We start from the raw sequence: 12,065 nt of genomic DNA, 5'->3' as shown, positions 1-12,065 counted from the left end.
ATGCGACATAACGTACTTTTTGCCACAGCGTTTGCCACCCTTGTCTCCACCAGCGCGTTTGCGGCTGACCTGCCTGGCAAAGGCATTACCGTACAGCCGGTGCAGAGCACCATTTCGGAAGAGAGCTTCCAGACTCTGATCGTCAGCCGCGCGCTGGAGAAGCTGGGCTACACGGTTAACACGCCGAGCGAAGTGGACTACAACGTAGGCTACACGTCGATTGCCTCCGGTGACGCCACCTTTACCGCGGTGAACTGGCAGCCGCTGCACGACGACATGTATGCCGCCGCCGGTGGCGACAAGAAGTTCTACCGCGAAGGCACCTTCGTGACGGGCGCAGCGCAGGGGTATCTGATCGACAAGAAAACCGCCGATAAGTACCACATCACCAACATTGAACAGCTGAAAGATCCGAAGATCGCCAAACTGTTCGACACCAACGGCGACGGCAAGGCCGACATGATGGGCTGCTCGCCGGGCTGGGGCTGTGAAGCGGTGATTAACCACCAGAACAAAGCTTTCGATCTGGCGAAAACGGTCGACGTGAGCCACGGCAACTATTCAGCAATGATGGCCGACACCATTGCCCGCTTCAAAGAGGGTAAACCGGTGATCTACTACACCTGGACGCCGTACTGGGTGAGCGACGTGCTGAAGCCGGGCAAAGACGTGGTGTGGCTGCAGGTGCCGTTCTCCTCCCTTCCGGGCGAGCAGAAGGATATCGACACCAAACTGCCGAACGGCATGAACTACGGCTTCCCGGTGAACACCATGCGTATCGTGGCCAACAAAGCCTGGGCGGAGAAAAACCCGGCGGCGGCGAAGCTGTTCTCGGTAATGAAGCTGCCGCTGGCGGACATCAATGCCCAGAACGCAATGATGCATGCGGGCAAATCGTCTGAAGCGGATGTGAAAGACCATGTCGACGGCTGGATCAAGGCCCACCAGCAGCAGTTTGACGGCTGGGTGAAAGAGGCGCTTGAAGCGCAGAAGTAAAACATTTTCCCTCGCCCCGGCTCTCTGCTAGCGTTCCCTCTCCCTGTGGGAGAGGGTTAGGGTGAGGGCACCAGACCGCACCATTCACCTAAACCGCACAATACATCACCCAACAATCCCCCACTATTTACAATCATTAGCTATTATGGTTTCCGGAAAAATAATCACTCAACTAACGATTCCTGAAACTAATGACAAAAACAACTCAAGGGCTTAGCCCCGCACTCATCCTTTTAATGTCCGTGGCAACGGGTCTGGCGGTCGCCAGCAACTATTACGCGCAGCCTCTTCTCGACACCATCGCCCGCGCGTTCAATCTCTCTGCCAGCTCCGCAGGCTTTATCGTTACCGCAGCACAGCTAGGCTATGCCGCCGGGCTGCTGTTCCTGGTGCCGCTCGGCGATATGTTTGAACGCCGAATGCTGATCGTCTCCATGACCCTGCTGGCCGCCGGTGGGATGCTGATCACCGCCAGCAGCCAGTCGCTGACGATGATGATCGTCGGAACCGCGCTTACGGGGCTGTTCTCCGTGGTGGCGCAAATCCTGGTCCCGCTCGCCGCAACCCTCGCCTCCCCGGAAAAACGCGGCAAGGTGGTGGGCACCATCATGAGCGGCCTGCTGCTGGGGATTTTGCTGGCGCGTACCGTTGCAGGGCTGCTGGCAAGCCTCGGCGGCTGGCGCACCGTATACTGGGTGGCGAGCGTGCTGATGGTCATCATGGCGCTGGCGCTGTGGCGCGGGCTGCCAAAAGTGAAGCAGGAAAACCACCTGAACTATCCTCAGCTGCTGGCCTCCGTTTTCAGCCTGTTTACGCAGGACAAGCTTCTGCGCACCCGCGCCCTGCTGGGCTGTTTCACCTTCGCTAACTTCAGCATTCTCTGGACGTCGATGGCGTTTCTGCTGGCCGCGCCGCCGTTCAACTATTCCGAAGGGGTGATTGGCCTGTTCGGCCTGGCCGGCGCCGCAGGCGCGCTGGGCGCACGCCCCGCTGGCGGGCTGGCCGACAAGGGCAAATCCCACCTGACCACCTCCGCAGGGCTGGTTTTACTTCTGCTCTCCTGGGCGGCGATCTGGTACGGACACATCTCGGTGCTGGCGCTGATTGTCGGTATCCTGGTGCTCGATCTCACCGTTCAGGGCGTTCACATCACCAATCAGACCGTCATCTATCGCGTGAAGCCAGAGGCGCGTAACCGCCTGACGGCCGGATACATGACCAGCTACTTCATCGGCGGCGCGGCGGGTTCGCTTATTTCAGCGTCGGCGTGGCAGCATGCGGGCTGGTCGGGGGTATGCGCGATCGGGGCCATCGTCGCTACCCTCAACCTGCTAGTATGGTGGCGCGGTTATCACCGTCAGGATGCAATTAACTAACATTTACATTGAGTTGGCCTCTTAGGGTGTTAAGAGGCCCTTCACTCTGTTAATGTAAACGTAATCATTTATCCCAGAAATTTTAATGTGGGTGACATATTTACAATTGGCATGAATAGTTCAGACCCCAGTCCTCACATCCTCTCTTCAGCGGGTTCACACCCAACGCTTTCTGTGCTCACCGGGTCACGGACTTACCCGGCGCTTTCTGATGGTGACATAAGTTTGGCGGATATAACCGCACAAATAATTCATTTACATTATTTGTCACTATCGTTACTATATCGGCTGTAATTAATGAGGTTATGCCCAAATGGATAGTTCGTTTACGCCCATTGAACAAATGCTTAAATTCCGCGCCAGTCGCCATGAGGACTTCCCGTATCAGGAAATTCTGCTGACTCGCCTGTGCATGCACATGCAGGGTAAGCTACTGGAAAACCGTAATAAAATGCTGAAAGCTCAAGGGATTAACGAGACGTTGTTTATGGCGTTGATTACGCTGGAGTCTCAGGAAAATCACAGCATTCAGCCTTCCGAACTGAGCTGCGCGCTGGGCTCCTCCCGTACCAATGCGACCCGTATTGCCGATGAACTCGAAAAGCGCGGCTGGATTGAGCGCCGTGAAAGCGACAACGATCGCCGCTGCCTGCATCTGCAACTGACCGATAAAGGTCACCAGTTCCTGCGCGAGGTGCTGCCACCTCAGCACAATTGCCTGCACAAACTCTGGTCTGCCCTCAGCACCGCCGAGCGCGACCAGCTTGAGCACATCACTCGCAAGCTGCTCACCCGTCTGGACCAGATGGATGAAGACGGCGCCGTTCTTGAGGCGCTGCGCTAACGCGACGACACGCTCACCATTCCAGATTCATAAGAAAACCGACAGGCCAGCACGTCACAGTGCTGGCCTTTCTGACAACAGGTCGGCTCAGCCGATGTGAAAATAAGAAGATCGTGGAGAACAACAATGAGCGCAAATGCGGAGAGCACTACCCCGCAGCAACCGGCCAACAAGAAAGGCAAACGTAAGAGCGCCCTTCTTCTGTTGACCTTGCTCTTTATCATTATTGCCGTGGCATATGGGATCTATTGGTTTTTAGTACTGCGTCATGCTGAAGAGACTGACGACGCGTACGTGGCAGGGAACCAGGTACAAATTATGGCGCAGGTGTCGGGCAGCGTGACGAAAGTCTGGGCTGACAATACCGACTTTGTGCAAAAAGGCGATGTGTTGGTGACCCTCGATCCAACCGACGCCCAGCAGGCGTTTGAAAAAGCACAGACCGCGCTGGCCTCCAGCGTCCGTCAGACCCGCCAACTGATGATCAACAGCAAACAGCTGCAGGCCAACATCGACGTGCAGAAAACGGCGCTGGCGCAGGCGCAGAGCGACCTGAACCGCCGCGTTCCGCTCGGCACCGCCAACCTGATTGGCCGTGAAGAGCTGCAGCACGCCCGCGACGCCGTTGCCAGCGCTCAGGCACAGCTGGATGTAGCCATTCAACAATACAACGCCAACCAGGCGATGGTGCTGGGCACCAGCCTGGAAAACCAGCCTGCCGTACAGCAGGCGGCGACCGAAGTGCGCAACGCGTGGCTTGCCCTGCAGCGTACCAAAATCGTCAGTCCGATGACCGGCTATGTCTCCCGTCGTTCAGTCCAGCCAGGGGCGCAGATTAGCCCAACCACGCCGCTGATGGCGGTCGTGCCGGCGGACAATCTGTGGGTAGACGCCAACTTTAAAGAGACGCAGCTTGCCCATATGCGTATCGGCCAGAGCGCGACGGTTGTCAGCGACATCTACGGCGATGACGTGAAGTACACCGGTAAAGTGGTCGGTCTGGACATGGGGACCGGCAGCGCTTTCTCCCTGCTGCCTGCGCAAAACGCCACCGGTAACTGGATCAAAGTGGTTCAGCGTCTGCCCGTGCGTATTGAGCTGGATGCCAAACAGCTGGCGGATCACCCGCTGCGTATTGGCCTCTCTACGCTGGTGACGGTCGACACCGCCAACCGCGACGGCCAGATCCTGGCAAGCCAGGTGCGCAGCAGCCCGGCTTATGAAAGTAACGCCCGTGAAATTAGCCTCGATCCGGTCAACAAGCTGATCGATGACATCGTGAAGGCAAACGCCGGTTAATCCGAAGGTGAGCGTTATGCAACAGCAAAAGCCGCAAAAACCGCTGGAAGGCGCGCAGCTGGTCATTATGACCATCGCGCTGTCGCTGGCGACATTCATGCAGGTGCTGGACTCCACCATCGCAAACGTGGCGATCCCGACTATCGCCGGTAACCTTGGCTCGTCGCTGAGCCAGGGGACCTGGGTCATTACCTCGTTTGGGGTGGCAAACGCCATCTCCATTCCGATTACCGGCTGGCTGGCAAAGCGCGTCGGTGAAGTGAAGCTGTTTCTCTGGTCGACGATATTGTTCGTTCTTGCCTCCTGGGCGTGCGGCATGTCCAGCAGCCTGACGATGCTGATTTTCTTCCGCGTCATTCAGGGGATCGTTGCCGGACCGCTGATTCCGCTGTCGCAGAGTTTACTGCTGAACAACTACCCGCCCGCCAAGCGCTCCATCGCGCTGGCGCTGTGGTCAATGACCGTGATTGTCGCGCCGATTTGCGGACCTATCTTAGGCGGCTATATCAGCGACAACTATCACTGGGGCTGGATCTTCTTCATCAACGTACCGATTGGCGCCATCGTGGTAATGATGACGCTCCAGTCGCTGCGCGGCAGAGAAACCCGGACGGAACAGCGGCGTATCGACGCCATTGGTCTGGCACTGCTGGTTGTCGGCATCGGTAGCCTGCAGGTCATGCTCGACCAGGGCAAAGAGCTGGACTGGTTCAACTCCAGGGAGATCATCATCCTGACGATTGTCGCGGTGGTGTCGCTGAGCTTCCTGATTGTCTGGGAGCTGACGGACGATAACCCGATAGTCGACCTGTCGCTGTTTAAGTCGCGAAACTTCACCATAGGCTGTCTGTGTATCAGCCTCGCCTACATGCTCTACTTCGGCGCGATTGTACTGCTGCCGCAGCTGTTGCAGGAGGTATACGGCTACACCGCAACCTGGGCAGGTTTAGCCTCGGCGCCGGTTGGATTGATTCCGGTTCTGCTGTCGCCGATTATTGGCCGCTTCGCCCACAAGCTCGACATGCGCCGGCTGGTGACGTTCAGCTTTATCATGTACGCCGTGTGCTTCTACTGGCGCGCGTATACGTTCGAACCGGGAATGGACTTTGGCGCGTCCGCGTGGCCGCAGTTTATTCAGGGCTTTGCCGTGGCGTGTTTCTTTATGCCACTGACCACCATCACGCTTTCCGGTTTACCGCCTGAGCGCATGGCGGCCGCATCGAGCCTGTCGAACTTTACGCGAACGCTGGCGGGCTCGATTGGTACGTCGATCACCACCACCCTGTGGACTAACCGTGAATCGATGCACCATGCCCAGCTGACCGAAGCGGTGAACCCGTTCAATCCGAACTCCAGGGAGATGTACAACCAGCTTCAGGGAATGGGTATGACGGAACAGCAGGCGTCCGGCTGGATCGCCCAGCAGATCACCAACCAGGGTCTGATTATCTCGGCCAACGAGATTTTCTGGATATCGGCGGGGATCTTTATCGTCCTGCTGGGGCTGGTGTGGTTTGCTAAACCACCGTTTGGCGCCGGTAGCGGCGGCGGTGGGGCGCACTAAATCGCGTTGTCCGGAACGCGACAGCGATTGTCAGTTTCGATAAAGCAGCGCTCCTGAAATCAATTCACGATAGTGAAAAGACAACAGGAGCGCATCATGCTGAACACACCCGCCGACAAGTACCAACCCTATCCGACCCTTTCCCTTCCCGACCGACGCTGGCCGGAGCGACGTATCACCCGCGCGCCGCGCTGGCTCTCAACCGACCTGCGCGACGGTAACCAGGCCCTTGCCGAGCCGATGGACAGCACCCGCAAGCTGCAGTTCTGGGATCTGCTGCTGGGCTGCGGATTCAAAGAAATTGAGGTCGCCTTCCCGTCCGCCTCGCAGACGGACTTCAACTTTGTTCGCCAGCTGATTGAAGAGAACCGCATTCCGGATGACGTCACGATTCAGGTATTAACCCAGGCGCGGGAAGATCTCATCCATCGCACTTTCGAATCCCTGCGCGGTGCGAAACAGGCCACCGTCCATCTGTATAACGCCACCGCCCCGCTGTTCCGCCGCCTGGTATTCGGCATGGAGAAAACACAAGTCGTCGAGCTGGCGACGCGATCCACGCGGCTTATTCGTCAGCTTTGTGAAGAGAACCCAGACACCCGCTGGCAGTATCAGTATTCCCCGGAGACCTTCTGCTTTACCGAGCCGGAGTTTGCGCTGGAGATTTGTGAAGCCGTGGCGGAGATCTGGCAGCCGTGCGACGAACGGCCCATGGTGATCAACTTACCCGCAACCGTCGAAGTGAGCACGCCGAACGTCTATGCCGACCAGATCGAGTATTTCTGTCGCCACTTCAGCCGCCGCCGGGATGTCTGCATCAGCGTACATCCGCATAACGACCGCGGTACCGGCGTCGCCAGCGCCGAGCTGGCCGTGATGGCGGGGGCAGACCGCGTGGAGGGCTGTCTGTTTGGTAACGGCGAGCGCACGGGCAACGTCTGCCTGGTGACGCTGGCGATGAACCTCTACAGCCAGGGCGTCAGCCCGAATCTCGACTTTAGCGATATGAACCGGGTCGTGGAAGTGGTGGAAGCCTGCAACCAGCTGCCGGTGCATCCGCGCCACCCGTGGGCCGGACGACTGGCCTATACCGCCTTCTCCGGCTCGCACCAGGATGCGATCAAAAAAGGCTTTGATGCCCGCAGGCCTGGCGAACGCTGGGAGATGCCGTATCTGCCCGTCGATCCGCAGGACATCGGCTGCACCTACGAAGCGGTGATCCGCGTCAACAGCCAGTCAGGGAAAAGCGGCAGCGCGTGGCTCATCGAACAGAATCATGGTCTGAAATTACCTCGCGCCCTGCAGCAGGATTTCAGTCAGCACGTGCAGCAGGAAACCGATCGCCACGGAAAAGAGATGACGCAGAATGCGCTGTGGCAGCTGTTCCGCACCCGCTACGGCCTGGTTGCCACGCCGCAGTTTGCGCTGCAATCCTACCGCAGCGACAGCCAGCAGGACGGCCAGCTGCGTTTGACGGCAAGCATCGCTACGCAGGGGGGAACGCGTCAGCTGGAAGGTCAGGGTAACGGTCTGCTCTCCGCCGCCGCTCACGGCTTGAGCCGCTGGGTCAACGCCCCGTTCGTGATTAAGGATTATCACGAGCATACGTTAGGCGAACGCAGCGACAGCCGCTCGGTGGCCTACATCCGCTGCCTGTTCCAGGACGGGAGCAGCCGCTGGGGCGTGGGCATCGACAGCGACGTGGCGCGCGCGTCGCTTCAGGCGCTCTTAAACGCCGTCAGTCGTTCTTAAAGTAATCGCTGGGGGAGATGCCCATCACCCGGCGAAACATGGCCGTAAAGGCGCTGTGGCTGCCGTACCCCAGATCCAGCGCCACGCGCAGTACCGGCTGGCCCTGCGCCAGCCGCACTAAGGCTTCCAGCAGGCGCGCCCTTCTCAGCCACTCGCCGTAGCTTAATCCCGTCTGCTGCTGAAAATGGCGGTTCAGGGTGCGCTCGCTCATGTTCATCATGCTCGCGGCCTGCGCGCCGCTCCAGCTCTCCCCCGCGTTTTGCCGGATTAGCAGACACAGGCGACGTAGCGCCTCGCTTTCCGGCTCCGGCAGATGAAACGGCAGCACCGGCATAGTGCGGATTTCATCGAGAATGAGTTCATAGACGCGCTCATCCCGGCTTCCGGGTGAGTACGATTCAGGTAAAGCAAGGCAGACGAGGATCAGTTCGCGCAGCAGCGATGTGATCTGCACGATCTGGCAGGTGGCCGGAAGATCGGCCCGCGCCAGCGGATCGACAAACAGCGTTCGCGCCGCCACGTTACCGGTTATGCGGAGCGAGTGGCGGGTCCCCGCCGGCAGCCAGACGCCGCGACCGGGAGGCACAATCCAACAGCCAGATGCGGTATCCACCCGAACCACGCCGCTAAGGGTATGCAACAGCTGCGCGCAGTCGTGCTCATGCCACGGCTCGCTGTCACCATGAATGTAATCATGTGCAAACGGAACGAGGGGACGATGGATAAAGGAAAAAGTCGAAGTTGTGGTCATGGGTTAAACAACCCTCACCCTACCCTCTCCCTGAGGGAGAGGGAAAAGGTGCACTAGATGTGCAGTTCCTGCAGTTTTTCTTTTGGCAGGGCCAGCTCTTCGTTACTGTTCACGCGAACATCACGCTCGATGATGTGGCGCGCGATTTCCTGCGCTTCTTCCAGAGAGTGCATCTGGTAAGTACCGCACTGGTAAACGTTCAGCTCTGGGATCTGGTTCTGCTCTTTCACCTTCAGCACGTCCTGCATGGCCGCTTTCCAGGCATCTGCCACACGTTTCTCTTCAGGCTGACCAATCAGGCTCATGTAGAAACCGGTACGGCAGCCCATCGGAGAGATGTCGATGATCTCAACGCCGTTGCCGTTCAGATGGTCACGCATGAAACCGGCGAACAGGTGTTCCAGGGTATGAATGCCTTTCTCTGGCATCACTTCTTTATTTGGCACGCAGAAACGCAGATCGAAGACGGTGATCGTGTCGCCGTGCGGGGTGTGCATGGTCTTCGCCACGCGTACTGCAGGTGCTTCCATACGGGTATGGTCGACAGTAAAGCTATCTAATAACGGCATACGTCACCTCCGACAGTGATTTTTTTAAAATAAACTGAACTCTTCTACAGAATGCACGTCTGAGTATATGAAAGACGCGCATTTGTTATCATCATCCCTGAATTCAGAGATGTATATTTTGGCCACAGCGATGTGGCCTTTTTCTTTTCTGCTTAAGACTGCTTCGCCAGAAACGTCTCAAACGACTCGGTATCCGCCGCTTCAACCTCTTTCTGACGCACCACGGACGCATCGCGTTCCGCGGCAAAATCTGCTTCGCTCAGCACTTCTAACGGCTCCTGCATCAGCATCTCACGATACTCCGCTGAGAGTGAACGCCCCGTGCCGCCAATGCCCTGATCGATCATAGAACGCAGAATACGCGCTGAGAACGTCAGTTCCGGATTATCAAAACATTCCACCAGCTGGTCGCAGATCTGTTGATACGCGTCGCCGCCGTCAATGCTGTCCATTGTGCGGGCAACACGCTTCAGATCGCGGAACAGATCTTTGCCGACTTTGGTCAGCGGGAACTGTGCCGTTTCGCAGCCGATACCCAACGTCAGGCCCGGCTTACGCCCTTCCAGAATCACGCGATTCCAGTTTGTACGGGTACAGAGCAGTTCGTCTGAACTCATTTCCGGCGCATCCGCCAGCACGCACCAGACCATAAACAGATCCAGGAAGCGAATCTGCTGCTCATCAACGCCAATCGGTGAGAATGGGTTGATATCCAGCGAACGCACTTCAATGTATTCGATCCCGCCGCGCTGCAGCGCATCCGACGGGGTTTCACCGCTGCGCGTTACGCGTTTAGGACGAATAGGCGCATACAGCTCGTTTTCTATCTGCAGCACATTGCTGTTGATTTGCAGGCGCTTGCCGTCTTTTTCGAGGCCGATTTTCTCGTACTCTTCCGACGGGGTTTTGATCGCCCGCTTCAATCCTGCCACATATTCGTGCAATTCGTTAAACGTAATACCGAGATTGCTCTGCGATTTATTGGTATAACCGAGATCGCTCAGGCGCAGAGAGGTGGCGTACGGGAGATAGTACATTCCGCACTCGGTCTTCTCGAACGGCAGCGTGGTCGGTTTCCCCTGCAGGAACGAAGAACAGATCGCCGGGGAGGCACCAAACAGATACGGGATCACCCAGCCGAAACGGTAATAGTTGCGGATCAGGCGGAAGTAGCCTTCAGAGATCGCATCTTTATCCGTTTCACCGCATTTCGCCTGCCAGAACGCCATTGGCAGCGAGAAGTTATAATGCACGCCCGAGATCGTCTGCATCAACGCGCCGTAGCGGTTTTTCAGCCCTTCGCGATAGAGCGTTTTCAGCCGACCGATATTTGACGTGCCGTACTGCGCCAGCTCAATCTCCTGGCCCTGCTCGATATAGCACGGCATGCTGAGGGGCCACATACGTTCGTCGCCCATGTTGCGCGCGGTGTAGCGATGGATATCGCGCATGATCGTCAGCATATGATCAATATCACCCTCTACTGGCGTGATGAACTCCAGCAGTGCCTCAGCGAAATCGGTTGTGATCCATTTATGTGTTAGCGCCGAGCCTAACGCCTTCGGGTGACCCGTCGTCGCTAAGCTACCGTCCGCGTTAACGCGCAGCGTTTCACGCTCAAGACCACGCTGAATACCCTTCAATGCCTGAGGGTGGTTTTCCAGCCAGGCCAGCGCCTGAGATACGTCCGGGATCAAATTGACCTCCCGCCTGTCAAAGTAATGTTACTCAGCATAATTGTAATGGTTGACGATTGAAGGTCGCGTATTCATTCCACCAATTAGTGCCACCACGTCATACCCTGTAGTGTTGCCCACGCCACGAGAACATAGCGCAACGCCTTGCCAAGGCACAAAAAAAAGAGCACCGGTCCCCAGGAGATGCGCATCCATCCCGCCAGCAGACACAGTAAATCGCCTATTACAGGCATCCAGCTTAATAACAGCGTGGCAGCGCCATAGCGTTTTAGCCAGCCGACTGCCTTTTCCTGCCAGCGCGATTTTTCGCGCAGCGGAAAGAAACGCCCAAGAATAACGTTAGTCAGCCCTCCAAGGCTATTACCCATTGTTGCTATTAATACAAGCAGCCAGGGCTGACTCACGCCGGACAACAGCATCGCCACCAGCACCACTTCCGAATTTCCCGGTAACAGCGTGGCGCTTAAAAAACTGCTGGCGAATAATGAAGCAAGTGACAGCGCGTCACTCACAGTAAGCGCACATCCACCGCATCCATTCCGGCATCACGCGCGGCCTGAATGCCGAAATCGGCGTCTTCAAAAACGACACATTTTGCCGCCGGGACGCCCATTAATTCTGCGCAAAGCAGGAAGGTGTCCGGTGCGGGCTTGTGATGTTTAACATGATCGGCGGCGACCACGGCAGAAAAATAGTGGCGCAGGCCAAGATGATTGAGCAAAGCTTCTGCAATCGAGCTTTCACTGCCTGTTCCTACCGACATCGGGCGGCGCCCGTGCCACTCTTTTACCACATCAATCAGCGGCAGAGGGCGTACGGTATCTAAAAGCATGGCTTTTACCGCATCGGTTTTTTCGCGCGCGAGCAGATGCGGGTCGAGATCGGCCTGATTCAGTTCAATCACGGCCTGCGCAATACGCCAGGTGGGGGATCCGTTGAGGGCAAACATCGCCTGAAGATCGAAACGCATGCCGTAACGGCCCAGGACGTCAGTCCAGGCTTGACGATGCGTGGGTTCGGTATCCAGGAGAGTGCCGTCCATATCGAAGATCAAACCGTCATACTGTGCGTACATCGTGCTCTCGCTAAACGATTAACAAAGCATTACTTTATCGTAAATGGTGATTTTTGTCGCTGATTGCGAAGTGATAACTACGAGAGTGATTAAGAACTAAACATCGAAGGGAATAACAGAAGAGATGGTGCATCCGGGAGGA

The 12,065-nt window shown here is 57.1% G+C and carries 11 protein-coding genes; 6 read left to right on the top strand and 5 right to left on the bottom strand.

Annotation, left to right across the window (positions count from 1 at the left end):
* The 6 genes from proX (at window position 1) to leuA (ending at window position 7,831) form a co-directional block, all read left to right on the top strand.
* Window positions 1–996 carry a glycine betaine/L-proline ABC transporter substrate-binding protein ProX gene (gene proX, locus INF68_RS08820; protein WP_126785888.1) on the top strand — a complete coding sequence of 332 codons (996 nt, stop codon included), beginning with the start codon at window positions 1–3 and terminating at the stop codon, window positions 994–996.
* A gap of 191 nt (window positions 997–1,187) precedes the next feature.
* A complete protein-coding gene (locus tag INF68_RS08815; protein WP_029742048.1) occupies window positions 1,188–2,372 on the top strand; it encodes an MFS transporter in 1,185 nt (394 codons plus the stop codon).
* 313 nt (window positions 2,373–2,685) lie between these two features.
* Entirely contained in the window at window positions 2,686–3,216 is a 531-nt protein-coding gene (mprA, locus tag INF68_RS08810) for a transcriptional repressor MprA (protein ID WP_023308933.1), read from the top strand.
* A gap of 126 nt (window positions 3,217–3,342) precedes the next feature.
* The gene (gene emrA, locus INF68_RS08805) at window positions 3,343–4,515 is read left to right on the top strand and encodes a multidrug efflux MFS transporter periplasmic adaptor subunit EmrA (RefSeq protein ID WP_023308934.1); all 1,173 of its coding nucleotides are present in this window, start codon (window positions 3,343–3,345) and stop codon (window positions 4,513–4,515) included.
* Window positions 4,516–4,531: 16 nt separating this feature from the next.
* Window positions 4,532–6,079, top strand: coding sequence for a multidrug efflux MFS transporter permease subunit EmrB (gene emrB, locus INF68_RS08800; RefSeq protein WP_109844701.1), 1,548 nt, complete (start codon window positions 4,532–4,534; stop codon window positions 6,077–6,079).
* Between the two features lie 96 nt (window positions 6,080–6,175).
* The gene (gene leuA / locus INF68_RS08795; RefSeq protein WP_126785887.1) at window positions 6,176–7,831 is read left to right on the top strand and encodes a 2-isopropylmalate synthase; all 1,656 of its coding nucleotides are present in this window, start codon (window positions 6,176–6,178) and stop codon (window positions 7,829–7,831) included.
* Here the strand turns inward: leuA and INF68_RS08790 are convergent.
* The 5 genes from INF68_RS08790 to yqaB all read right to left on the bottom strand — a co-directional run bounded on the left by INF68_RS08790 (window position 7,818) and on the right by yqaB (window position 11,923).
* Window positions 7,818–8,582, bottom strand: a complete 765-nt coding sequence (locus tag INF68_RS08790) for a helix-turn-helix domain-containing protein (RefSeq protein ID WP_126785886.1) — start codon at window positions 8,580–8,582, stop codon at window positions 7,818–7,820. The two genes, leuA and INF68_RS08790, sit on opposite strands and share 14 nt — an antisense overlap.
* A 53-nt stretch (window positions 8,583–8,635) precedes the next feature.
* Window positions 8,636–9,151 (bottom strand): S-ribosylhomocysteine lyase, encoded by a 516-nt coding sequence (luxS, locus tag INF68_RS08785; protein WP_014833019.1) that lies wholly within the window; start codon window positions 9,149–9,151, stop codon window positions 8,636–8,638.
* A gap of 152 nt (window positions 9,152–9,303) precedes the next feature.
* Entirely contained in the window at window positions 9,304–10,848 is a 1,545-nt protein-coding gene (gshA, locus tag INF68_RS08780; RefSeq protein ID WP_126785885.1) for a glutamate--cysteine ligase, read from the bottom strand.
* 83 nt (window positions 10,849–10,931) lie between these two features.
* A complete protein-coding gene (locus tag INF68_RS08775; protein ID WP_008499541.1) occupies window positions 10,932–11,360 on the bottom strand; it encodes a YqaA family protein in 429 nt (142 codons plus the stop codon).
* Entirely contained in the window at window positions 11,357–11,923 is a 567-nt protein-coding gene (gene yqaB / locus INF68_RS08770) for a fructose-1-phosphate/6-phosphogluconate phosphatase (protein WP_126785884.1), read from the bottom strand. Before yqaB ends, INF68_RS08775 begins: the two co-directional genes overlap by 4 nt.
* Window positions 11,924–12,065: the final 142 nt, after the last annotated feature.

It is taken from the genome of Enterobacter cloacae complex sp. P16RS2 (assembly GCF_014982155.1).
GTDB lineage: Bacteria > Pseudomonadota > Gammaproteobacteria > Enterobacterales > Enterobacteriaceae > Enterobacter > Enterobacter cloacae_M.
This window is presented reverse-complemented; position numbering and strand designations above follow the sequence as displayed.

Coding starts and splice junctions, on each gene's coding strand:
- proX (WP_126785888.1), top strand. CDS start 1: ATGCGACATAACGTACTTTTTGCCACAGCGTTTGCCACCCTTGTCTCC.
- INF68_RS08815 (WP_029742048.1), top strand. CDS start 1,188: ATGACAAAAACAACTCAAGGGCTTAGCCCCGCACTCATCCTTTTAATG.
- mprA (WP_023308933.1), top strand. CDS start 2,686: ATGGATAGTTCGTTTACGCCCATTGAACAAATGCTTAAATTCCGCGCC.
- emrA (WP_023308934.1), top strand. CDS start 3,343: ATGAGCGCAAATGCGGAGAGCACTACCCCGCAGCAACCGGCCAACAAG.
- emrB (WP_109844701.1), top strand. CDS start 4,532: ATGCAACAGCAAAAGCCGCAAAAACCGCTGGAAGGCGCGCAGCTGGTC.
- leuA (WP_126785887.1), top strand. CDS start 6,176: ATGCTGAACACACCCGCCGACAAGTACCAACCCTATCCGACCCTTTCC.
- INF68_RS08790 (WP_126785886.1), bottom strand. CDS start 8,582: ATGACCACAACTTCGACTTTTTCCTTTATCCATCGTCCCCTCGTTCCG.
- luxS (WP_014833019.1), bottom strand. CDS start 9,151: ATGCCGTTATTAGATAGCTTTACTGTCGACCATACCCGTATGGAAGCA.
- yqaB (WP_126785884.1), bottom strand. CDS start 11,923: ATGTACGCACAGTATGACGGTTTGATCTTCGATATGGACGGCACTCTC.